At 71.6% G+C, this 23,066-nt stretch carries 20 protein-coding genes, 1 tRNA gene and 1 pseudogene; 7 read left to right on the top strand and 15 right to left on the bottom strand.

Annotated features, from left to right (window positions below):
* Window positions 1-23: 23 nt before the first annotated feature.
* Window positions 24-99, top strand: a tRNA-Arg gene (locus A4U64_RS14530).
* Between the two features lie 156 nt (window positions 100-255).
* Here the strand turns inward: A4U64_RS14530 and A4U64_RS14535 are convergent.
* From A4U64_RS14535 to A4U64_RS14565, 7 genes are all read right to left on the bottom strand, one after another.
* The gene (locus A4U64_RS14535; protein ID WP_065922707.1) at window positions 256-1,425 is read right to left on the bottom strand and encodes an MFS transporter; all 1,170 of its coding nucleotides are present in this window, start codon (window positions 1,423-1,425) and stop codon (window positions 256-258) included.
* Window positions 1,426-1,571: 146 nt separating this feature from the next.
* Entirely contained in the window at window positions 1,572-1,952 is a 381-nt protein-coding gene (locus A4U64_RS14540; protein WP_065922708.1) for a limonene-1,2-epoxide hydrolase family protein, read from the bottom strand.
* A 13-nt stretch (window positions 1,953-1,965) separates the two neighbouring features.
* A complete protein-coding gene (locus A4U64_RS14545) occupies window positions 1,966-2,961 on the bottom strand; it encodes an MBL fold metallo-hydrolase (RefSeq protein WP_029542919.1) in 996 nt (331 codons plus the stop codon).
* A gap of 53 nt (window positions 2,962-3,014) precedes the next feature.
* Complete coding sequence (locus A4U64_RS14550) at window positions 3,015-4,130, bottom strand: 3'(2'),5'-bisphosphate nucleotidase CysQ (protein WP_006940198.1); 1,116 nt, start codon at window positions 4,128-4,130, stop codon at window positions 3,015-3,017.
* The gene (cysC, locus tag A4U64_RS14555; protein WP_043797218.1) at window positions 4,127-5,962 is read right to left on the bottom strand and encodes an adenylyl-sulfate kinase; all 1,836 of its coding nucleotides are present in this window, start codon (window positions 5,960-5,962) and stop codon (window positions 4,127-4,129) included. Before cysC ends, A4U64_RS14550 begins: the two co-directional genes overlap by 4 nt.
* Entirely contained in the window at window positions 5,962-6,879 is a 918-nt protein-coding gene (gene cysD / locus A4U64_RS14560) for a sulfate adenylyltransferase subunit CysD (protein ID WP_029542913.1), read from the bottom strand. The genes cysC and cysD overlap by 1 nt, the downstream gene beginning before the upstream one ends.
* A 213-nt stretch (window positions 6,880-7,092) precedes the next feature.
* Window positions 7,093-8,007: an IclR family transcriptional regulator gene (locus tag A4U64_RS14565; protein WP_043797219.1), complete on the bottom strand. Its 915-nt coding sequence runs from the start codon at window positions 8,005-8,007 to the stop codon at window positions 7,093-7,095.
* 83 nt (window positions 8,008-8,090) lie between these two features.
* On the opposite strand from A4U64_RS14565, the gene A4U64_RS14570 reads away from it, so the two are divergent.
* From A4U64_RS14570 to A4U64_RS14580, 3 genes are all read left to right on the top strand, one after another.
* Entirely contained in the window at window positions 8,091-9,257 is a 1,167-nt protein-coding gene (locus A4U64_RS14570) for a hypothetical protein (RefSeq protein ID WP_065922709.1), read from the top strand.
* On the top strand, window positions 9,254-10,057 hold the full coding sequence (locus A4U64_RS14575) for an SDR family oxidoreductase (RefSeq protein ID WP_065922710.1): 804 nt from the start codon (window positions 9,254-9,256) through the stop codon (window positions 10,055-10,057). Before A4U64_RS14570 ends, A4U64_RS14575 begins: the two co-directional genes overlap by 4 nt.
* Before the next feature lie 61 nt (window positions 10,058-10,118).
* The gene (locus tag A4U64_RS14580; RefSeq protein WP_065922711.1) at window positions 10,119-11,267 is read left to right on the top strand and encodes a sulfotransferase family protein; all 1,149 of its coding nucleotides are present in this window, start codon (window positions 10,119-10,121) and stop codon (window positions 11,265-11,267) included.
* Here A4U64_RS14580 and A4U64_RS14585 read toward each other — a convergent pair.
* The gene (locus A4U64_RS14585; RefSeq protein WP_006940182.1) at window positions 11,252-11,797 is read right to left on the bottom strand and encodes an arsenate reductase/protein-tyrosine-phosphatase family protein; all 546 of its coding nucleotides are present in this window, start codon (window positions 11,795-11,797) and stop codon (window positions 11,252-11,254) included. The two genes, A4U64_RS14580 and A4U64_RS14585, sit on opposite strands and share 16 nt — an antisense overlap.
* 189 nt (window positions 11,798-11,986) lie before the next feature.
* Between A4U64_RS14585 and A4U64_RS14590 the strand changes: the two genes are divergently transcribed.
* Window positions 11,987-12,514, top strand: a complete 528-nt coding sequence (locus A4U64_RS14590) for a MarR family winged helix-turn-helix transcriptional regulator (protein ID WP_006940181.1) — start codon at window positions 11,987-11,989, stop codon at window positions 12,512-12,514.
* A 54-nt stretch (window positions 12,515-12,568) separates the two neighbouring features.
* Here A4U64_RS14590 and A4U64_RS14595 read toward each other — a convergent pair whose 3' ends face one another.
* The 7 genes from A4U64_RS14595 to A4U64_RS14625 form a co-directional block, all read right to left on the bottom strand.
* A complete protein-coding gene (locus A4U64_RS14595) occupies window positions 12,569-13,345 on the bottom strand; it encodes an enoyl-CoA hydratase (RefSeq protein ID WP_065922712.1) in 777 nt (258 codons plus the stop codon).
* A complete protein-coding gene (gene mmsB / locus A4U64_RS14600; RefSeq protein ID WP_065922713.1) occupies window positions 13,342-14,250 on the bottom strand; it encodes a 3-hydroxyisobutyrate dehydrogenase in 909 nt (302 codons plus the stop codon). The genes A4U64_RS14595 and mmsB overlap by 4 nt, the downstream gene beginning before the upstream one ends.
* A 1-nt stretch (window position 14,251) precedes the next feature.
* Entirely contained in the window at window positions 14,252-15,313 is a 1,062-nt protein-coding gene (locus tag A4U64_RS14605; protein WP_065922714.1) for an enoyl-CoA hydratase/isomerase family protein, read from the bottom strand.
* Window positions 15,310-16,464: an isobutyryl-CoA dehydrogenase gene (locus A4U64_RS14610; RefSeq protein ID WP_029542900.1), complete on the bottom strand. Its 1,155-nt coding sequence runs from the start codon at window positions 16,462-16,464 to the stop codon at window positions 15,310-15,312. Before A4U64_RS14610 ends, A4U64_RS14605 begins: the two co-directional genes overlap by 4 nt.
* A 12-nt stretch (window positions 16,465-16,476) precedes the next feature.
* On the bottom strand, window positions 16,477-17,982 hold the full coding sequence (locus tag A4U64_RS14615) for a CoA-acylating methylmalonate-semialdehyde dehydrogenase (RefSeq protein WP_006940176.1): 1,506 nt from the start codon (window positions 17,980-17,982) through the stop codon (window positions 16,477-16,479).
* A 189-nt stretch (window positions 17,983-18,171) separates the two neighbouring features.
* Complete coding sequence (locus A4U64_RS14620; RefSeq protein WP_006940174.1) at window positions 18,172-18,930, bottom strand: SWIM zinc finger family protein; 759 nt, start codon at window positions 18,928-18,930, stop codon at window positions 18,172-18,174.
* The gene (locus A4U64_RS14625; protein ID WP_198163299.1) at window positions 18,927-21,731 is read right to left on the bottom strand and encodes a DEAD/DEAH box helicase; all 2,805 of its coding nucleotides are present in this window, start codon (window positions 21,729-21,731) and stop codon (window positions 18,927-18,929) included. Before A4U64_RS14625 ends, A4U64_RS14620 begins: the two co-directional genes overlap by 4 nt.
* Window positions 21,732-21,920: 189 nt before the next feature.
* On the opposite strand from A4U64_RS14625, the gene A4U64_RS14630 reads away from it, so the two are divergent.
* Together A4U64_RS14630 and A4U64_RS27760 are read left to right on the top strand one after the other, a co-directional pair.
* A complete protein-coding gene (locus A4U64_RS14630) occupies window positions 21,921-22,247 on the top strand; it encodes a hypothetical protein (protein ID WP_006940172.1) in 327 nt (108 codons plus the stop codon).
* 81 nt (window positions 22,248-22,328) lie between these two features.
* Window positions 22,329-22,994, top strand: a pseudogene (locus A4U64_RS27760) (HNH endonuclease family protein); the annotation flags it as partial.
* Window positions 22,995-23,066 lie beyond the last annotated feature (72 nt).

Raw genomic sequence — 23,066 nt, forward strand, 5'->3', positions numbered from 1 at the left:
GAGCAACCGGTGGAGTCCGGAACGCCCTCGTAGCTCAGGGGATAGAGCGCTTGCCTCCGGAGCAAGAAGTCGCAGGTTCGAATCCTGCCGAGGGCACCACGGGAACGGCCCCGCGTCGCAGTGCGACGCGGGGCCGTTCCCGTTCTGCGGCCCGGACCTGGCGCAGAGCGGCAGGACGTCGAGACCAGGTGTTGTGAAACGCGGACTCGTCACGAAGCAGGATGTGCGCATCGTCCACGCCCAGAGATTCTGTGTTCATCGTCCGATGTCACCGACTGCCGCCCCGTGCGAGAACCCGTACAGCATCAGCGCCACCGCGCTGAGCAGTGACACCGCCGCGGTGACGACGAGCAGCGACCCCAGACCGAGAGCGGGTATCGCGGCACCGGCGAGAGCCGGTGCTGCGACCGAGCTGAGGGCTCCCACGACCAGGCAGGCTGTGAACGCCGCACCGGCGCGCTCGGGTACCAGCTCGGCGGTCCAGACCGCGAGCACCGCGGATCCTGTCATGTACCCCATGCCGAAGATGCCCGCCGAGGGTGCGGTCGCGGCTACGGAGCCACCGGCCAGCCCGAGCAGCACCAGCGCCGCACCGACCGTTGCAAGGCACAGCGCGGCGACCCGGACGCTGCCCAGTCGCTGCGCGAGGGTTCCGGTCGCCACCCCCACCATGCCGGTGAGACCGAGGGCCGCGTAGAGAGCCGGGACGGCCGCCGCCGGGAGGGTGCCGCTGTCCAGGACGTCGGCGGCATAGGTGAAGTAGACGACCACGACCGCGAAGTAGACAACGGAGTAGGCTGCCGGGACCCGAAGCGCTGCCACCAGCGAGGAGGCACCGGCTCGCCTCTCCGGACGTGGGGCCGACCCGGTCCGCGGCACCAGGCGCAGGTTCACGAGTGCGGCGGCCACGGCAGCGAGGGCGATGCCGGCCCACACCAGGCGCCACGAGCCCACCGCAGCCAGGACGGCCAGCGCGCCCAGCAGCACCAGTCCGCCGCTGGTGCCGGTGGTGATGATCGCCAACGCTCGGGGCTGCTGCCGCGAGGGCACCGATCGGGTCACGATGTCGGAGTAAGGCGCCCAGACCCAGCCACCGGCGCTGCCGGCCAAAACGACACCGACGGCAAGCAGCCCCGGGGACTGCGCGAAAGTCACGATCACAGCCCCCGCAGCGCCGCAGGCCCCGCCCGCTGTCGTCGGCGCGCGCGACCCGCGGCGAGCGGCGAGCCGTCCGGCGAGCAACAGACCGGCCAGGTAGCCCGCAAACGTTGCGCTGGCGACGAGGCCGAGCACCAGCTCGGAGAGCCGCAGGTCTTCCCGGATATCGGGCAGTGTCAGGCCGTAGGCGTAGCGGGCCATGCCGAAAGCGACTCCGACCACCGCAGCTCCGGCCAGGCCGATCCGCCCGCCTGGGGAGAGCGTCATGAATTCCCCTTCATGCCGCGGGCCCGGCTACGTCACGGACCTCGGCCCGACTCCCGGGAGCATCGGCACTCACTGCGTGCATGCACCGACTCTCCCACGGCCGGATCAACTCGGTCACCTGCGGCCGACGACCGCGAGACCGGGTGTCAGTCCGCCGGATCCTGCTGGGCGGCCTCGGCGATCGGCGCCATGTCGAAGTAGTCGCGCCAGCCGGCGATCCTGCCGTCGACGACCTCGAAGGCCCCCATCACGGGCAGTTCGACGGTCCGTCCCCCGATCGTGAAGACGTCGACACGCTCGTTGAGCACCACGCCGCCGTGGACAGCCTGGTGCCGGATGCGGAAATCGATGCCGCCGAACGAGGCGACGAACCCGGCGATGAACTCCTCGATCGCCGCGCGCCCGCGCACCGGTTCCATCGGGATGTTGTGGTAGACGGCGTCGTCGGTGAAGTAGGACGCGAGCACGGCCGGGTCGGGATCGGCCCAGCGGCGACAGAATTCGGTGACGAGCTCGTCGGGGGTCATGCGGTTCCTTCCGTCAGGCCCGGGCGAAGCGCGCCGGATCGGTGCCCGGGACCCGGCGCGCCCGGCCTCTCTCGATGAGGTGCCGCACGTGCGCCGAGGCCTCGGACAGCGCCATCTGCTTGCCCGTGGGCGGAGTCTGGTCCCAGGGGCGGTACCACGTCATCCGCTCGGCAGCCTGCCACAGTGTCAGCTCCTCGTCGCCGAACGCCGCGTACAGATCGTCGAGGCGTCGCTCGTGGTGCTCGACGAGCGCGTCGGTGCGGGCCGCGAGGTCGTCGATCGGCTGCCGGTGCGCGGGCAGGGTGCGCCGGGCAGGGAGGGTGCCGACGGCGCGCAGGGAGTCGATGAATTCGCCGAGGGCGTCGCGTTCGGGGAGGGGGAAATCGAAGTCGCCCACGTGCGGGGTCGTGGTGGCGAGGACGTGGTCGCCGCTGAAGAGGATGTCGTGCTCCTCGATGTAGAAGCAGGCGTGGCCGGGGGTGTGCCCGGGGGTGAACACCGTGCGCAGGGTGCGGCCGGCGAGCGTGATCCGTTCGTCGGTGGCGAGCTTGCGGTCGGGATGGACGTCGGGCTTGCCGGTTGCGCGTTCCCCGTTCACGCGGTCGAGGTAGGTGGCGATCTGGTCGTCCGGGGCGCCGGCGCGGCGCCACTGCTCGGCCTCCCACTCGGCGTTGCCGTCGCCGGAGATCATGAGCTCGAGCTGGCCGAAGTCGTCCTCGTGCATGCCGACCCAGCAGCCCGACGCTTCCCGGATCCGGCCGGTCAGACCGACGTGGTCGGGATGGAAGTGGGTGACGACGACCCCCTCGACGTCCGCGACGGAGGCGCCGACGGCGGCGAGGCCGTCCTGCAGCGCGGCCCAGGACGTGTCGTCGTTCCAGCCCACGTCGACGAGGACCAGCCCGCGCGGCGACTCCATCGCATACACCTGGGTGTCGCCGACCGGCAGGTCGCTCACCGGTACGGGGATGCGGTAGATGCCGTCGCCGATGTCGCGGGCGTGGTCCATGGGGTCCTCCGAGCTACTCGATCGTTAGCCATTCAATGAACACAAACAGTAAACTATTTGGGTTCGTGCGGCTCGATGATCGCCATGATCGACCGGATCTCCCCCGCTGGGATGGCGAAGTGCTCGGTGACCGCCACGGTGAGGGTGCCGTCGCCGGCGTCGAGGTCGAGCAGGAACCGCGCGACGACGTTGTCGTCCCACTCGCGAAACGTCAGCTCCCGCACACGACGGATCGAGCGGTACTCGGGGCCCTGCTCGAGCCGGTCGCGGATCTCGACGCCGCTGTCGCCGGTGCGCACGCCGTTCTCGACCCGCCACGCGTCGGCCGCGAGCCGCACGTGTGATGCGTCGTGTCCGACGAGGGAGCGGATGTAGGAGCGGGCCATGGCGACGCGGGCGCTGTCGGTGGGCGCGCCGGCATGCTCGGCGATCGCGGCCATCAGGGTCGGCGCCCAGTCCGGCCGGCAGATCACCAGGTCCGGCATGTAGGGGTGGGGGCGGTTGTACTCGAGCTCGCTGCCGTCGATGCGGGCGCAGTACAGCCCCGCCGCCTGCGCGACCCCCACCGGCGCCGCGGAGTCCCACTCCCACTGCCCGCCGGCGTGCACGTAGGCATCGACGTCGCCACGCACCACCGCCATGGCCTTGGCCCCGGCCGAACCCATCCGCACCACGTGGGCGCCGACGGCCCGGGCGACGTCGGCGACGAAGGCCGGCGGCCGGCTGCCGCTGACGACGATCCGGGGCCGTCGGCCGGCCAGCGGCCGCAGTTCGGCGGGACGGACGTCGTCGGTGCCGTAGACGGCACCGACGGCCGGCTGAGCGACGGCGGCGGCGGTGATACCCCTGCCGGCCTCCCACAACGCGACGTGCACGGCCCAGTCCTCGTGGTCCGGCATGCCGTACTCCTTGGACCCGTCCAACGGGTCGACGATCCACACCCGCTTCGCGTGCACCCGCACCGGATCGTCGGCGGATTCCTCCGAGAGCACCGCGTCGCCGGGGCGCTCGGCGGCGAGCCGCTCGAGGATGTACGTATCGGCGGCGCGGTCGCCGCGGCGGCCGAGTTCGCGACCGGTGAGCGTGTCGGCCTCGGCCGCGCGGACGGTCAGCAACAGTTCGCCTGCAGCGGTGGCGATCTCGGCGGCGAGGGCGGCGTCATCGGTCATGGGGCCAACAATTCCATGACCAGCCCGGCCTGTGCGACCGGATCGCCGTCCTGCGGCCGCAGCACCAGGTCCGGCCGGGTGGGCGCCTCGTAGGGGTCGTCGATACCGGTGAACCCGGTGATCTCCCCGGCCCGGGCCCGGGCGTACATGCCCTTCGGATCGCGGGCCTCGCAGTCGGCGAGCGGGGTGTCGACGAACACCTCGAGGAACGGCAGCCCGGCCTCCCGGTGCTGCTCGCGGATCCGGTCCCGGTCGGACCGGTACGGGCTGATGAGCGCGCAGATCGTCACCAGGCCCGCGTCGGCCATCAGCTGCGCCACCGCGCCGACGCGCCGGACGTTCTCCGCGCGGTCCCGCGGCCCGAAGCCGAGGTCGGCGTTGAGGCCGTGGCGCAGGTTGTCGCCGTCGAGCCGGTAGGCCGGGACACCGGCCGCGAGCAGGCGCCGCTCGAGCGCCGCGGCGACGGTGGACTTGCCCGACGCCGACAGGCCGGTCAGCCACACCGTCGCGCCGCGCGAGAGGCGTTCGGCGCGGGTCGCCTCCGCCGCGTGCCACACGACGGGGGCGGCGGCGAGGGTGGGTCCGGTGATCATCCCGGCGGCGACGGTGCTGCCGGTCGCGTCGTCGACGAGCACGAAGCTGCCGGTGGTCCGGTTGCGCCGGTAGGGGTCGAACAGCACGGGACGGCGGGTCCGCAGCTGCACCCGTCCGATCTCGTTGAGGGTCAGCGATCGTGCCGTCCCGTCGCGGTGGAGGGTGGTGACGTCGAGCCGGTAGTCGAGCCGCACCACGTGCGCGGCGGTGGCGTTGGTGGTGTGCAGCAGGGTGTAGGTGGCGTCGGGTGCGAGACCCGGGCCCTCGGCGAGCCAGCACACCATCGCGTCGAGCTCGTGCCCGACGAGCGGGCGGTTCCCCGGGCGGCACAGCATGTCACCGCGGCCCACGTCGAGGTCGTCCTCGAGTTCGAGGCACACGGCGCTGCCCGCGAAGGCGCTCGGCACCGGGTCGCCGCCCGGTCCGTGGACGGCGCGCACACGCGTGCCGTAGCCCGAGGGCAGCACCACCACCTCGTCGCCGGGGGCGAACGCCCCGCTCGCGACGGTGCCGGCGTAGCCGCGGAAGTCGCGGTGCTCCCCGTGACCGGGGCGGAGCACGTACTGGACGGGGAATCGCGCGTCGATGAGGTTGCGATCGGAGTCGATGTGCACCTGCTCGAGACGGTGCAGCAACGAGGCGCCCTCGTACCAGGTCATGGTGGTGGTGCGCGTGACGACGTTGTCGCCGAGCAGCGCCGACACCGGCACGAACGTCAGGTCGTGGATGTCGAGTTTGGCTGCGAACGAGGAGAATTCGGCGCAGATCTCGTCGAAGCGCTGTTGCGACCAGTCGACCAGGTCCATCTTGTTGACGCACAGCACGAGGTGGGGGACGCCGAGCAGGCTGGCGAGAAAGGCGTGCCGGCGGGTCTGCTCGACGATGCCCTTGCGGGCGTCGACGAGAATGAGGGCGAGGTCGGCGGTCGAGGCGCCGGTGACCATGTTCCGGGTGTACTGCTCGTGGCCGGGGGTGTCGGCGACGACGAAGGCGCGGTGCGGGGTACAGAAGTAGCGGTGAGCGACATCGATGGTGATGCCCTGTTCCCGCTCCGCCCGCAGTCCGTCGGTGAGCAGCGCCAGATCGGGGGTGTCCATGCCGCGCTCGCGGCTGGTGCGGGTGACGGCGTCGAGCTGGTCCTCGGGCACGGCCTTGGAATCGTGGAGCAACCGGCCGATCAGCGTGGACTTGCCGTCGTCGACGCTGCCGGCGGTGGCGATGCGCAGCAACCGGGTCATCAGAAGTAGCCCTCCTTCTTGCGGTCCTCCATGCCGGCCTCGGAGATGCGGTCGTCGGCGCGGGTGGCGCCGCGCTCGGTGACGCGGCTGACGGCGACCTCGGCGACCACCTCGTCGGGGGTGGCGGCGGCGGATTCGACGCACCCCGTGCAGGTGGCGTCGCCCACCGTGCGGAACCGCACCAGCGCGTCGCGCGGCTCGTCGTCCGGCAGCAGAGCGAGGAACTCGTTGAGCGCCAGCAGCATTCCGTCGCGCTCGACGACGGTGCGGCGATGGGCGTAGTAGAGCGACGGCAGCTCGATGCCTTCGTCGCGGATGTAGTTCCAGACGTCGAGTTCGGTCCAGTTGGACAGCGGGAACACGCGGATGTGCTCACCGCGGCGGTGCCGGCCGTTGTACAGCTGCCACAGTTCGGGACGCTGCGCCTTGGGATCCCACTGCCCGAACTCGTCGCGGAAGGAGAACACGCGTTCCTTGGCGCGGGCCTTCTCCTCGTCGCGGCGGGCGCCGCCGAACACCGCGTCGAATCCGCCTTCGCGGATGGCGCGCAACAGCGTTCGGGTCTGCAGCCGGTTGCGGCTCGCGCGCGGGCCGACGTCCTCGACGGCCCGGCCGGCGTCGATGTCGTCCTGCACCGAGGCGACCAGCAGGCGCACCCTCCGGCGGGCCGCCTCGGCGTCGCGGTAGGCGAGGACCTCGGGGAAGTTGTGGCCGGTGTCGATGTGCAGCACCGGAAACGGGATCGGCGCCGGCCAGAACGCCTTGGCCGCCACGTGCAGCATCACCGCGGAGTCCTTGCCTCCGGAGAAGAGCAGCACGGGACGTTCGAAGGTGGCCGCCACCTCCCGGAAGATGTGCACGGACTCGGCCTCGAGCGCGCGCAGCAGGGACAGTTCGTACGACGGCGTGAGGGTCATCGGGGCTCCAGCTCACGAGCGCCGGTCCAAATATGTACCGGCTCGGTCGAAAGGTTTCGCCCCGAACAATAGAACGAGTTTCAGTTCCGGGTCAACGCCTCGCGGGGTGCGAGCGAATGTATCGCCCACTCGATCAGACCGACGGCATGATCCATTCGCTCGGTCCCCCGGGGCCGCAACACCCGGCCGTCACCGGGCCGGGCGACGCCCGCGTCACCGGGCCGGGCGACGCCCGCCGAGCTCGCGCGTGACGGCCTCGGCGGTGGCCACGAGGGCCGCCCCGCGCCGGGCGATCTCCCGGTTGGCCAGGGTCGCGCCCACGTGGAGCGTGAGCACCACCGACTGCCGCCCGTCCGCGTCGTAAGCGGGGGCGGCGAGCAGGTTCACCGGATGCTCGGCGTCGGCCGGTTCCGCCCCGGTCAGCAGCACCCGCTCCCCCAGGCTGGACACCATCTCCCCCAGCAGTTCGCGCAGCTCGGACGGCAGGTCGTGCGCCGCGACGCCCGCCATGAGCGCGTGCAACCGCCGCCCGCCCGCGGTGAGCGACTCGACCAGATATCCCGCGGTGCGGCACTCGTCGACCACGTCCCGCAGGCGGTCCCGGTCCAGCCGCACCGGAAGCGTCGGCTCGCGCGCGAGCCACTGCTCGAGCCGCTCGTCGGAGTCCCACAGCACGTACATCAGGCCCACCGGCGGCGCGAACGGATAGACCTCTCCCACCCGCGCCCCGGCACCGTCCGGATCGGCCCCGGCGACGTCGAGGACCGCAATGCGGTCGCCCACCACCGCCGACGCGGCGCAGGTGGCACCGAACTCGGCGCCGAGCGCGGCCAGGTGCCGGTGGGTGACGGGACCGACGGCGAAGCCGCGCTGCGCGGCGCGGCCCGCGACGATCAGCGCGGGACCGAGGCCGTACGTCCTGTCCGCGGGATGGCGCATCAGGTAGCCGGCCTCGGTCAGGGCGGTCAGGATCCCCAGGCACGTCGGCTTGCTCATGCCCAGCCGGCGCGCCAGCTCGGAGAGCCCGAACCGGGTCTCCGGGTGCGCGACCAGGTGGTCCAGGACCTGCACGACCCGATCGGTCGGCGGCGAACGCCGAGCGGACGACGTCGCGGCGGCCTCGGTCATTGACGCCTCCTTGGAACACGTTCTATCGTCGCTGCACCGAGAGCCTACCGCACCGGTACATATTTGAACCGCAAGGAGATCGTGTGCTCACCGATCCGCTCACATCCGCCATCGCCGAGGCCGAGAAGCTCGTCGCGACGGCGCCGCACATCCGCACCGAGCAGGACCTGGTCGAGGGGTACCGCTACCTCGCCGGCGGGATCACCGCCTGCGTCCACTCGGCGTGGGCGGCCGAGAGCCCCCACCCCACGTTCGTCACCGGCACCGGGCCCTACACGAAGATGGGGCTCGACAACCCCGACACCCTCTACTTCGGGGCGCGCATCCGCGACGACGCCGAGTACGTCGTCACCGGCCGCCGCGGCACCACCTGCGACCTGAGCTTCCAGGTGCTCGCCGGCAACTACACCGACGCCGAGGTACCCGGCAACGTCACCGCGTTCGACGACCGCGAGCTGCGCATCGCCGACGACGGCACCTTCGAGGCCCGGTTCGGTCCCGGCCCTGCCGACCCCGGAAACAACTACTTCACCCTCGCCCCCGGCTCGTCCCAGCTCGTCGTCCGGGAGGTCTACAGCGACTGGTCCCAGCGGCGCGGCACCCTGCGCATCGACCGGGTCGACGCGCTCGGCACACCGCCGCCCGAGCCGACGCAGGACGACGCCGCCGCTCGCTACCGGCGGGCCGGGCGCGCGCTCGTGTCCCGGGTGCGGACGTGGCTGCAGTTCCCGCAGTGGTTCTACCTCGACCTTCCGGTCAACACGGTCACCGAACCGCGGCCGACGCCCGGCGGCCTGGCCACCCAGTACTCGTCCGTCGGGCACTTCGACCTGCGCGACGACGAGGCGATGATCCTCACCGTCCCCGCCTCCGACGCGCCCTACCAGGGCTTCCAGCTGGGCAGCCTCTGGTATATCTCGCTCGACTACATCCACCACCAGACGTCGCTGAACAACACACAGGCCCAGGTCGATCCGGACGGGATGATCCGCATGGTCGTCTCCGCCCGCAATCCCGGCGTCGCCAACTGGGTCGAGACCCTGGGCCGCAGCCGCGGGTTCCTGCAGTTCCGCTGGCAGCGCCTCTCCCGCGACCTCACGACCGCGGACGGCCCGACGGCCCGGGTGGTCCCGTTCGACGACCTGGCCGCGGCACTGCCGTTCCTCGACCACAACCGGGTCACGCCCCAGCAGTGGTCCGCGCGGATCGCCGCCCGCCAGACCGCGATCGCCGACCGGATGCTCGGGTGAGCGCCGTGACCACCACCCCGAGCCCCCTGCTCGCCGGACAGACCGTCGTGGTCAGCGGCGTCGGGCCTGGACTCGGCCGCACCCTTGCGGTGCGGTGCGCCGAGCACGGCGCCGACGTCGTGCTCGCCGCCCGCACCGCCGCCCGCCTCGAGGACGTCGCGGCCGAGATCACCGCCCTGGGCCGGCGCGCCCTGTCCGTCCCGACCGACATCACCGACACCGGCTCCGCGTCCCGGCTGGTCGAGACGGCCCTCCGCGAGTTCGGCCGGGTCGACACCCTGGTCAACAACGCCTTCTCGGTTCCGTCGATGAAACCGTTGGCACGCACCGATTTCCAGCACATCCGCGACAGCGTGGAACTCACAGTCCTCGGCGTGCTGCGCCTGACCCAACTGTTCACCGACGCCCTGACCGAGACGAAGGGCTCGGTGGTGAACATCAATTCGATGGTGCTGCGACACTCGCAGGAGCGCTACGGGAGCTACAAGCTGGCCAAGTCGGCCCTGCTCGCGCTGTCACAGTCCCTCGCCACCGAGCTCGGCCCTCACGGAATCCGAGTCAATTCCGTTGCCCCCGGCTATATCTGGGGAGAAACCCTGAAGGCGTACTTCGAGCACCAGGCAGAGAAGTACGGCACCACCGTCGAACAGATCTACCAGCACACCGCGGCGGGCACCGACCTCAAACGCCTGCCCACCACCGAGGAGGTGGCCGACGCCGTGATCTTCCTCGCCTCCCCGCTGGCGCGGGCCGTCACCGGCCAGTGCCTGGACGTGAACTGCGGCGAATACCACCACTGACCAGCCGTGCGCGTTTTCGGTAGCCGGCACTACCAGAAGCGCGCACAGGGAAGGGAGATCCATGAGTGAACGTACCAGCGTCGGCACCGTCGAGGACCTGCACGCCTCCGCGACGCGGCTGACCGGCCTGACCGACTTCGGCGACGACGACTACACCGGGGCCCTCGGCGTCCTCCTCGACTCGTATGCGCGCGACGAACACCTCACCCCGCTCGGCAGCAAGATGTCGCGGGTGTTCCTGCGCGGCGCCCTCGTCGCGCGGCTGCTGAGCGAATCGGCCTGGCGCGCGCACCCCGAGCACGCCGACGTCGCGATCGAACGGCCGATCTTCGTCACCGGCCTCCCCCGCACCGGCACCACCGCGCTGCACCGCCTGCTCACCGCCGACCCCGGCCACCAGGGACTCGAGATGTGGCTGACCGAGCTGCCGCAGCCACGGCCGCCGCGCGAGACGTGGGCCGGGAACCCGGCGTTCGCGGCCATCGAGGCCGGGTTCGCGCAGCACCACGTCGAGCACCCGGAGTTCATGGGTGTGCACTACATGTCCGCCGGCGAGGTCGAGGAGTGCTGGCAGCTGCTGCGGCAGTCCTTCCGATCGGTGTCCTACGAATGCCTCGCGCACCTGCCCACCTACTCGCGCTGGCTCGCGCGGCAGGACTGGACCGGAGCGTACGCCCGGCACCGCCGGAACCTGCAGCTGATCGGGCTGCCCGACGCCGGGAAGCGCTGGGTCCTGAAGAACCCGAGCCACCTGTTCGCACTCGACGAACTGCTCACCGTCTACCCCGACGCGCTGATCGTCGTCACCCACCGCGACCCGCGCACCGTGATCCCGTCGGTGTGCAGCCTGGCCGCGCACGCCACCGACGGCTGGTCGCACACCTTCCGGGGCGCGAGCATCGGGCGCAGCCAGCTCGACCTGTGGGCGCGCGGGCTCGACACGTTCACCGCGGCACGGAGCCGGCACCACCCGGATCGGTTCGTCGACGTGGACTACCGCGACTTCGTCGCCGATCCCCTCGGCACGGTCGGCGCGATCTACGACCGGTTCGGCATCCCGCTCACCGCCGGCGCCGAACAGGCGATGGCCGCGCTGCACGCCGAGAGCCGCAGCGGGGATCGCCGGCCGGCGCACCGCTACCGGCTCGAGGACTTCGGTTTGAGCGACGCCGAGGTGGACGAGCGGTTCCCGGACTACGCCTGTCGCTGACCCGCGGCGACCGCCGCGGCGGCGAGGACGTCGAGCAGCGGGAACAGCGCGGCGGCGATGAGATCCCCGGTCTCGACGAACGCCTGCTCGGACAGGCCGATCGGGTCGGGGATGTTCGGGGTGCGGGCCGCGCCGCTGGGATCCCGGCAGGCGTCGAGCCGGGCGATCGTCTCCGCACCGGTGACGGTCGCGATGCGGTGCGCCTCGGTCAGGGTGAACGACTTCGCCGCGGCGCCGGCGGTCAGGCCGGCGACCCGGTCGCGCTGCTCCTCGCTCATGGTCAGGACCAGGTCGGCGCCCTCGACCATCGTCGCGGTCACCCGGCGGGCGCGGAAGTCGCTCGCATCGGCGCCGAGACCGGCGATGACCGCGGCCGCGCGGGGTTCGACGGGATACCCGACGAGGGCCCGCGTGCCCGCGCTCTCGGCGGTCAGGTCGGCCCACCCCGATTCGCACGCGTAGGCCCGCGTCAGCCGCTCCGCGATCACGGACCGGCAGACGTTGCCGCTGCAGACGAACAGGATGTGCACGCGCGCACTCTAGCCGCCGCGAATCGGGCGGAGGGGACGCGATTTTCGGCGCCGTGCGATGTTCACGTGCCGTTCGCACGCGCGCCGCGTGTCGTTCACTCACGGCGGCCGGTTCGCGGGCCGCCCCGGCGGGGTCCGGAAGCCGTGTCCACGTCACGTCCAGACCGTGCGACATGGGATGATCGACGTATGCCCGCACCCCTACCGCTCGATCCGATCGCCGAGGCCCACCGCCAGTGGACGGCCCACGGCTGGGGTGAGGTCGCGGACGGCATGGCCGCGGTGACCTCCGTGATGCGCGCGCAGCAGATCATGATGGCGCGGGTCGAGGAGGTTCTCAAACCGTTCGGGCTCACGTTCGCCCGGTACGAACTGCTGACCCTGCTGCACTTCACCAGGACCGGGGCGCTGCCCATGGCGAAGGCCAGCGCCCGGCTGCAGGTCCACCCCACCAGCGTCACCAATGCCGTGGACCGGCTCGAGACCGCGGGGCTCGTGCGCCGCACCCCGCACCCGAGCGACCGTCGCGCCACACTGGTCGAACTGACCGACGAGGGGCGGGCGCTGGCCGTCGAGACCACCGAGAAGCTCAACGCCGAGGTGTTCGCCCGGCCCGGCGTGCCCGACGACCAGCTCGAGACGCTGCTGCGGATCCTGGCCGGCCTGCGCCGCGACGCCGGCGACTTCGACACCGGAGGCGATCCCACCAGGTGGTGACACGGATCGGGGACGTCCCGCAGGATGCGGAACGGCCCCGGTCGAGGACGACGATCAGGCGTGCTTGAACTCCGGCGCGCGCTTCTCGACGAACGCGGCCATGCCTTCCTTCTGGTCGGCGGTGGCGAACGTCGAGTGGAACACCCGCCGCTCGAACTTCACGCCCTCGGCGAGGGTGGTCTCGAAGGACCGGTTGACCGCTTCCTTGGCCATCATCGCGACGGGCAGCGACATCGACGCCACCGTGGTCGCGGCCTCGAGCGCCACGTCGAACAGGTCCGCGGCCGGCACGATGCGCGACACCAGGCCCGCGCGCTCGGCCTCCTCGGCGTCCATGTTCCGGCCGGTCAGGCACATGTCCATCGCCTTGGCCTTGCCCACGGCGCGGGTGAGCCGCTGCGAGCCGCCGATGCCGGGGATGACGCCGAGCTTGATCTCGGGCTGGCCGAACTTGGCGGTGTCCGCGGCGATGATGAAGTCGCACAGCATGGCCAGTTCGCAGCCGCCGCCGAGGGCGTACCCGGAGACGGCGGCAATGACCGGCTTGCGGGCCGAGGAGAGCCGATCCCACTGCGAGAACAGGTCTTCCGCGTACACCTCGGAGAACGTCTTCGGCGCCATCTCCTTGATGTCCGCGCCCGCGGCGAACGCCTTCTCGGAGCCGGTGAGCAGGATGGCGCCGATACCGGCATCCGCCTCGAGCTCCTCGACGGCCGCCACCACCTCACGCATCAGTTGGCTGTTGAGGGCGTTGAGCGCCTTGGGCCGGTTCAGCGTGATGATGCCGACGCGGTCCTTGCGGTCGAGCAGGATCGTCTCGAAGTCCGTCACTGGGTTTCCTGTTCTGTCGAGCGGTTGCGGATCTCGGTGATGATGGCCGAGAAGTCCAGTCCGCCGCCACCCGACTCGTTGAAGCGGTGGTAGATCTCCGCGGCCCGAAGCCCCAGCTCGGCGTCGACGCCGTTGGCGCGCAACGCGTTCGCGGCCAGACCGAGGTCCTTGTCCATGAGCGCGGCGGCGAACCCGGGCTGGTAGTCGTTGTTGGCGGGGGTGGTGGGCACCGGCCCGGGCACCGGGCAGTTGCTGGTCAGCGCCCAGCACTGGCCGGAGGCGTTGGACGCGACGTCGAAGAGGGCCTGGTTGGTCAGTCCGAGCTTCTCGCCGAGCACGAAGGCCTCGCTGATGGCGATCATCGACACGCCGAGGATCATGTTGTTGCAGATCTTGGCGGCCTGGCCGACGCCGGACCCGCCGCAGTGCACGACCTTGCGACCCATCACCTCGAGCAGCGGCTTTGCGGCTTCGAAGTCCTCCTCCGCCCCGCCGACCATGAAGGCGAGGGTGCCGGCGGCCGCACCGGCCACGCCGCCGGAGACGGGCGCGTCGATGGCGCGGTGCCCGGCCTGCACGGCCTTCTCGTGGGCGGCGCGCGCGTCGGCGACGTCGATGGTGGAGCTGTCGACGAACAGCGTGTTCGGCCGGGCGGCCGGCAGGACCTCGTCGTACAGCTTCAGCACGAGGGCGCCGTTGGGCAGCATCGTGATCACGACGTCGGCGTCGCGGACCGCGTCGGTCGCGGACTCGGAGATCGTGAGGCCGTCGGCGCGGCCCTGTTCCTGGGCCGCCGGCACCGGGTCGAAACCGGTGACCGGGTAGCCGGCCTTGACGAGGTTCGCGGCCATCGGCCCGCCCATGTGGCCGAGACCGAGGAAGGCGACGTTCGGCAGTGTGCTCATGTCAGGCGGTTTCCTTCTCGGGTGCGACGAGCCCGAGTTCGAGCTCGCCGAGTGGCTGGAAGTACGCGTCGACGTCCGCGTCGGTGACGTCGGCGAGGGTCGCCGGCGACCACGCCGGGTTGCGGTCCTTGTCGACCACCTGCGCGCGGATGCCCTCGACGAGGTCGTGCGAGCGCAACGACGCCAGGGACACCCGGTACTCCTCGTTCAGCACCTCTTCGAGGCTGCCGAGTTCGCGGGCGTGGCGCACCGATCGCAGGGTCACCTTCAGCGCGACGGGCGACTTGCCGAGGATCTGCTCGGCGGCCGCGCGGGCCTCGGGCTCCTCGGCGGTCTGCAGGCGGGCGACGATCTCCTCGACGGTCGGCGCCGAGTAGGCGGCGTCGATCCAGGAGCGCTGCGCGAGCAGCGGCGACTCCGGGGCCGGTTGGGCGAATTCGGCGAGCGCCTCGTCGACCGTGCCGGATTCGAGGGCGGCGACGAACTTGTCGAGCGCCTCGGACGGCACGAAGTGGTCGGCGAAACCGAGGGCGATGGCGTCGCCGGCCGTCATCCGGCCGGTGGTCAGGGCGAGGTGGGTGCCGAGCTCGCCCGGTGCGCGCGAGAGCAGCCAGGTGCCGCCCACGTCGGGGACGAAGCCGATGCCCACCTCGGGCATCGCGATCGTGGAGCGTTCGGTGACGACGCGGACGTTGCCGTGGGCGGCGATCCCGACGCCGCCGCCCATGACGATGCCGTCCATGAGCGCCACGTACGGCTTCGGGTAGCGGCCGATGGCGGAGTTGAGGATGTACTCGTCGCGCCAGAAGTCCTGCGAGCCGGTGCCCCCGTCGCGGGCGTCGTGGTAGATCGAGACGATGTCACCGCCGGCGCACAGGCCGCGCTCCCCCGCCCCGTCCACGACGACCGCACGGACCGAGTCGTCCCCGGCCCACTCGCCGAGCGCGGCGGCCGTCACCTTCACCATGTCGTAGTTCAGGGCGTTGATGGCCTTGGGCCGGTTCAGGGTGATCCGGCCGATGCCGCCGGAGACCCGGACGAGGACGTCTTCCGTCTCGGTCATTTTGCTCCGTTCTGCGCCGCGGCCACCACGCTGCGCGCGACGACCACCCGCATGATCTCGTTGGTTCCTTCGAGGATCTGATGCACCCGCAGATCCCGCACGATCTTCTCGAGCCCGTACTCGGCAAGATAGCCGTAGCCGCCGTGCAGTTGCAGCGCGTCGTTGGCGGCGTCGAAGCAGGCATCGGTGGCGAATCGCTTCGCCATGGCGCACAGCTCGACCACGTCGTCGGCATTCCGGTCCAGCGCGTCGGCCGCGCGCCACAGCAGGGTGCGGGAGGCCTCGATGCCGGTGCGCATGTCGGCGAGCCGGAACTGCAGGGCCTGCGAGTCGAGCAGCCGCTCGCCGAACGCCTTGCGTTCGGCGAGGTAGCCGACGGTCTTGTCGAGCGCGGCCTGAGCGCCGCCGACCGAGCACGCGGCGATGTTGAGCCGGCCTCCGTTGAGCCCGTGCATGGCGATGCGGAAACCGCTGCCCTCCTCGCCGAGCAGGTTCTCGGCGGGCACCCGGGCACCGTCGAAGATCACCTGCCGGGTGGGCTGGGCGTTCCAGCCCATCTTCTTCTCGTTGGCGCCGAAGGACAGCCCGGGGGTGTCCTTCGGGACGATGATCGCGGAGATGCCGCGCGGGCCGGGCTCGCCGGTGCGGGCCATCACCACGTACACGTCCGACGTGCCGGCGCCGGAGATGAACTGCTTGGCGCCGGTGAGGACGTACTCGTCGCCGTCGCGGACGGCCCTGGTGCTCAGGGCCGCCGCGTCGGAGCCGGCGCCGGGCTCGGTCAGACAGTAACTCGCGAGCTGGTCCATCGAGCAGAGCCCGGGGACCCAACGGCGGCGCTGCTCGTCGTTGCCGAACCGGTCGATCATCCACGTGACCATGTTGTGGATGGAGATGTAGGCGGCGATGGACGGGCAGCCCTTGGCGAGTTCCTCGAAGATCCGGACGGAGTCGAGGCGACGCAGGCCCGACCCGCCGACGTCCTCGCGGACGTAGATGCCGCCCATCCCGAGGGCCGCGGCCTTGCGCAGGACGTCGACCGGGAAGTGCTTGGTCTGGTCCCATTCGACCGCGTTCGGGGCGAGGAACTCGGCGGCGAAGTCGCGGGCGGTGTCGCGGATCGCCCGGTCGTCGTCGGTGAGGGTGAACATCGGTATCTCGTCCTAGTCCATCGTCGGGATGACGAAGTGGTCGGCGTTCTCCTTCAGGCCGGAGAACCAGCGCTGCGTGACGGTCTTGGTCTTGGTGTAGAAGCGGATCGAGTCCGGGCCGTGCTGGTTGAGATCGCCGAAGCCGGACCGCTTCCAGCCGCCGAAGGTGTGGTACGCGATCGGCACCGGGATCGGCACGTTCACGCCGACCATGCCGACGTTGACGCGGTTGGTGAAGTCGCGGGCGGTGTCGCCGTCGCGGGTGAAGATGGCCACGCCGTTGCCGTACTCGTGCTCCGAGGGCAGCCGCAGGGCCTCCTCGTAGTCGTGCGCGCGGACGACGATCACGACGGGACCGAAGATCTCCTCGCGGTAGATCTTCATCTCCGCGGTGACGTTGTCGAACAGGGTGGCGCCGGAGAAGAAGCCGTTCTCGTGGCCCTCGAGCACGAAGTCGCGCCCGTCGACGACGAGCTCTGCGCCCTCGTCGATGCCGGACTGGATGTAGTCGTGCACCCGCTGGCGAGCCTCGGCGGTGACGAGCGGGCCGAAGTCGGCGTTCGGGTCGTCGCTGCGGCCGACCTTCAGCTCGGCGACGCGTTCCTTCAGCTTGGCGACGAGAGCCTCGGCGGCCTCCTCGCCGACGGGCACCGCGACGGAGATGGCCATGCAGCGCTCACCGGCGGAGCCGTAGCCGGCGCCGACGAGGGCGTCGGCCACCTGGTCCATGTCGGCGTCGGGCATGACGATCGCGTGGTTCTTGGCGCCGCCGAAGCACTGGGCGCGCTTGCCGTGGGCGGCGGCGGTCTCGTAGATGTACTGGGCGATCGGCGTGGAGCCGACGAAGCCGACGGCCTTGACGCGCTCGTCGGTCAGCAGCACGTCGACGACGGTCTTGTCGCCGTTGACGACGTTGAACACGCCGGCGGGCAGCCCGGCCTCGATGAACAGCTCCGCCAGGCGCAGCGGCACCGACGGGTCGCGCTCGGAAGGCTTGAGCACGAACGCGTTTCCGCACGCGATGGCCGGTCCGGCCTTCCACAGCGGGATCATCGCGGGGAAGTTGAACGGGGTGATGCCGGCGACGACGCCGAGCGGCTGGCGCATCGAGTAGACGTCGATGCCGGTGCCGGCGGAGTCGGTGAACTCGCCCTTGAGCAGGTGCGGGATGCCGGTGGCGAACTCGATCACCTCGAGGCCGCGCTGGATGTCGCCCTTGGCGTCGGCGACGGTCTTGCCGTGCTCGGAGGACAGCAGCCGCGCGAGGTTGTCCATGTCGTCCTGCACGAGCTGCAGGAACTTCATCAGCACGCGGGCGCGCTTCTGCGGGTTGAACGCGGCCCATTCCTTCTGAGCCTCGACGGCGTTCGCGATGGCGGCCTCTGCCTCGGCGACGTCGGCGAGCGGAACCCGGGCCTGCACCTCGCCGGTGTTGGGGTCGAAGACGTCGGCGAACCGGTCGGAGGCACCGGGGATGTGCTTGCCCCCGACGAAGTGGGTGAGTTCTCGAACGCTCATGTCCGGATCCGTCCTAACTGGTCGAATTCTCGTGTTTCGGTGGGATGATCGGGGGCAGCGGACGACACCCCCGGCAATGTGTGCTCATCCTATAGTTGGAAGTCCATGTATGTCCATAGGCGGCTGCGCCGCCGGTGCGTCCTTTGGGTCGCTCCAGCCGCCCAAAGGACGCACCGGCCGCGGAGCGGCCTATCGCAGCCGCCGGTACATCTCTTCCAGGTCGGCGGCACCGCGGATGACCACCGACTCGTCGGTGCCGCCGGCCCGCAGGACCCGCCGCAACAGCATCGGATCGAGATCGTCCAGCGCGGGCCGGTACGGCTCGGCCGGCAGATCCGGCAACCGGATCGCGTCCCCGTAGAAGTCCTCGTCGTCGGTCTCGGCGGCGTCCACCCCGCCGATCAATGCGTTCAGGTCGACCCCGCGCAGGGTGAGCACCGCCAGCGGCTGCTCGTCGACGTGCTCGGCCAGCAGGTACCCGACTGCCGCCGCGTGTTTGCACGGCCACCCGTCGTCGGGGCACGTGCAGTCGAAGTCCAGTTCACCGGCGCGCCGCGGCAGCAGCAGCGGACCCAGTTCCTCCGGCAGCGCACCGCCCGCGAGCCGGACCAGCATGCCCGGAGCCGACCGCACCCGGTCGATCAGCTCCGTGACCGCCTCCTCGTCGAGCGTGCGGATCGAGACCGTCGAGGTGAACGGGCGCAGCTGACTGCCCTGCACCTCCCCCACCGCCACGCCGGGCTCGAGCCGCATCGAGACCACCTGTCCCGACCGGGCGTAGGTCCGGCCCCGCGCCAGCCGGCCCTTGTCGGCGACCTGCTCCATCGCCGAGACCAGCTCCTTCGACCACCAGGTGCGTCCGATCGACCCGCGCTTCGTCCGCGCCTCGATGCCGCCGACGACCCGCCGGCGCTTGCCGTAACGGTCGAACCCGCCGGCCGGGCTCACTCGCCCACCGCCTCGTCGCCCAGGGACAGCAGCGAGTGCAGCTGCTCGGTGGACAGCTCGGTGATCCAGTTCTCGCCCGCTCCCACCGCAAGCTCCGCCAATTCCTGTTTCCCCGCGATCATTTCGTCGATCCGTTCCTCCAGCGTGCCGACGCACACGAGCTTGCGGACCTGCACGTCGCGGCGCTGGCCGATGCGGAACGCCCGGTCGGTGGCCTGGTTCTCCACCGCCGGATTCCACCAACGATCCAGGTGCACCACGTGATTCGCGGCCGTCAGGTTCAGGCCCGTGCCGCCGGCCTTGAGCGAGAGCAGCATCATCGGCGGGCCGCCGTCGCCCTGGAACGCGGCGACCATCGCGTCGCGCCGGCCCTTGGACACCCCGCCGTGCAGAAACGGCACCGTGGTGTCGAACCGCTCGGCGAGATACGGGGCGATCAGCTCACCGAATTCCCGGAACTGGGTGAACAGCAGCGCCTTCTCGCCGTCGGCGAGGATCGACTCGACGATGTCCTCCACCAGCCCGAGCTTGCCCGAACGGTGCCGGCCCCGGCGCAGCACCCCGGAGCCGTCGCCCAGGTAGTGCGCGGGGTGATTGCACACCTGCTTGAGCCGGGTCAGCGCGGCGAGCACCGCGCCCTTGCGGGCCATGCCCTCCTTGTCCCGGATCTGCCGCATCATCTCGTCGACCACCGCCCGGTACAGCGCCGCCTGCTCGGCGGTCAGGTTGGCCCGCACCGTCTGCTCGAACTTCTCCGGCAGGTCCGAGATCACCGACGGATCGGTCTTGACGCGGCGAAGCACGAACGGCGACGTCAACGCCCGCAGCCGCGCGGCGGCGGCCGCGTCGCGCTCCCGCTCGATCGGGACGGCGAACCGGGCCCGGAACGTCGACGGCGAACCCAGCAGGCGGGGATTGGCGAAGTCGAGGATCGATCGCAGTTCCTCGAGCCGGTTCTCCACGGGGGTGCCGGTGAGCGCGACGCGGTGCCGCGCGGGGATCGCCCGCGTCGCGCGGGACTGCGCGGTCGCGGCGTTCTTCACGTGCTGGGCCTCGTCGAGCACCACCCGGCCCCAGCGCAGCGACCTCAACGGCGCCACGTCACGCGCGACGAGCGCGTACGTCGTGATCACCAGGTCGCTGTCGGCGACCGCCGCGGCCAGCGCGGCGTCGCGCAACCGCGCCGGGCCGTGGTGGACGTGCACGCGCAGGCCCGGGACGAACCGCTGGGCCTCGCGCTGCCAGTTGCCCACCACCGACATCGGGCACACCAGCAACGTCGGGGGCACGTCGTCGCCGCCCGCCCGTTCGTGGGCGAGCAGCGCGAGCACCTGCACGGTCTTGCCGAGGCCCATGTCGTCGGCCAGCACCGCGCCCAGCCCGAGGCCGCTCATGAACGCCAGCCACTCCAGGCCGCGCTGCTGGTACGGACGCAAGGTCGCGTGCAGGCCGGGTGGGGGCGGCACCGGTTCGGGCCGGACCTGCCCGTCGAGCAGGGTCGCCACCCAGCCGGTAGCGGCGACGTCGGTGACCTCCACCGGGGGCGGCTCGTCGCCGGTGAACCGGCCGAACAACGTCGCCAGCGTCGCGTCCGTCGCGCCCTGGCCGGCGACGTAGCGGGCGGCCCGCGCGAGCGCGATCGGATCGGCCTGCACCCACTTGCCGCGCAGCTTGACCAGGTCGCTGTTGGCCGCGATCAGCCGTTCCATCTCGGCGGGGGTGAGCAGCATGTCGCCCACGGCAAGCTGCCACTCGAACGAGACGAGCGCGTTCATGCCGACGGTGTCGTCCTCGGCGGCGACGGGTGCGACCGGCGAGGACACCTGCAGCCGCAGCGACGGCTCGAGCCGCGCCCACGCGCGCGGCAGCAGCAACGCGACGCCGGCCTCACCCAGCGCACGGCCACCGTGCTCCACGAGGTCGGTCACGACCCCCGTCGGCAGCAGCAGGTCCAGGCTGTCCGGGTCGCGCGGCACGTCCTGCAGCCGCGGATACGCCTTCAGGGCGGCGCCGAGCTTGCGGATCCCGATCTGCAGCAGCTGCGCGTCGGAGCCGTCCACCGGCACCGGCACCGGCGCCTGCCCCTCCGACCGCAGGCACACCTCGAGCCGCCACAGCGTGTCGGCGCCGATGCCGTCCTCCTCGTCGTCCGGTTCGACGAGCCGCAGCACCAGGTCGGGCTCGTTTCCGGCGAGCGAGGCCCGCCATTCGTCCAGCGCCTCGGCCATGCGCTGGGAGCCGCTGTGGTGCGGCTGCCCCTCGGCCAGGGCGGCGATCAGCGGATGCAGCGAGGTACCCACGTTGCCGATCAACGCCCGGGTGATCGGATCGGTGAGCTCGGTGGCGAGGTCGTCGAGGAGCGCCGCGGGCCGGCCGGCCTGCCGCTGCACCGGCGGCATCGCGGCGGACAGCTCGGCCGTCCAGGCCCGGATCCGGTCGCCGCCGAGCAGGCGCCACCGGGCCCACCACTGCCCGTCGGCGCGGTGCAGTTCCGGGGCCACCCGCCCGGCCTGCGCCCAGCGCTCGATGCCGCGGGCGACGTGGGCGAGGTAGCGCAGGTCCCCGGCCACCCCCTCGGCGTGCCGCGGCAGCGCCAGCAGCAGCTCCGCGGCGTCGGGCGGCGCGACCGCCACCGCGGGGATCCGCCGCGGAGCGTCGTCGCCGGGCAGACGCAGCTCGACGCGGTGCCGGAACGGCCGGTCGATCCATCGTCGCAGTACAGCGGGTGTGTCGTCGGGCGGGTCGTCGCCGTCGCGCCACAGCATCAGGCCCGCTCCCGGTGACCACAGCCCGTGCAGCATGCCCACCATGGTGCCAGCCGCGACCGACACCGTCGTGACGGGCTGGGGCGCACGCCCGCCGTCGTGGCGGGTGGGCCCGCGCGGGACGGTCGTGCCGAGCGTGCGCCGAGCGCCGGTGACGATCGGCCCTGGATCGGGCTCGCTCCCCGGAGGACACTGGGCTGCAGGTGCACCCACCAGGAGACTGCGATGTCGATCATGATCCAGGTCCTCGAACAGGCCTACAGCGCCCACACCCCTTGGGAGCAGGTCAAGTACGCGTTCGTCGACTCCGAGCACATCACCACGATGCGGCTCGACGGCCAGTGCGGCGTGTGGCTCGACGGGACGAAACACGGTGAGTCCCACCGGCTCGCCGCCACCGCCACCGCGGAGCAGGCGGTGTTCTTCCTGCTGACCGTGTTCGACCGGATCGCCGAGTGCAGGCAGCACGGGGGGTCGTGGATCGTCGGGCACGACGGCCGCACCATCGAGTCCATCCACGCGACGCGGTTTCCGCTGACGACCGACGGCTGAGCGGGCACCGGCGCCGCCGCTGTCGGTGCGGTCGGTGAGAATGTCCGCGTGCGAGGGGGCGCAGCGTTCTGGGGGCTGGTGGTGGCGGTCGCGATCGCCGTGTCGTGGGGTTGGGACCGGATCGAGTCGAACGCACCACCGGCACCGGGCAGCCCCGGCCGCGGCGAGCTCGAACAGTTGCTGGCGCGGGCGGCGGTGGTGCCGCACCGGCCGCAGGTGCCGGGGTACGAGCGGGGGTGCGGACCGGGCGAGGGGTGCGTGTTCGGGGAGGCGTGGTCCGACGACCATCCGGGACCAGGCGGCCGCGACGGGTGCGACACCCGCAACAACGTGCTCGCCCGCGATCTGCGCGACGTGGCGTTCCGGCCCGGCACCGGCGACTGTGTCGTCCTGTCGGGCACGCTGACCGACCCGTACACCGGGGCGCGGCTCGAATTCCGTCGCGCCGAGGGCCGGGCCGTCCAGATCGACCACATCTACCCCCTGGCGGCGGCGTGGGACCTCGGGGCGGCGGCCTGGCCGGCCGAACGGCGCCGGCAGTTCGCCAACGACGTCGCCTACAACCTGATCGCGGTGGACGGCCCGGCGAACGAGGACAAGCGCGATCACACCCCGGCCGAGTGGCTGCCGCCGGCGGCGGCGTATCGCTGCTGGTTCGCGGGCAAGTACCTGTCGGTGGCGGTGCGCTACGGGCTGCCGATCACGGTGGCCGACCGGCGGGCGCTGGCGTCGACGATCTCCGCGTGCCGAGCCCGTCGTCGCGGCGATCGCCCGCTCGTCGGTCGGACCCATCCACGAATTGCCCGCGCGGACGCCCGG

The sequence above is a fragment of the Rhodococcus sp. WB1 genome, assembly GCF_001700945.1.
In the GTDB taxonomy this organism is placed as follows: domain Bacteria; phylum Actinomycetota; class Actinomycetes; order Mycobacteriales; family Mycobacteriaceae; genus Rhodococcus; species Rhodococcus aetherivorans.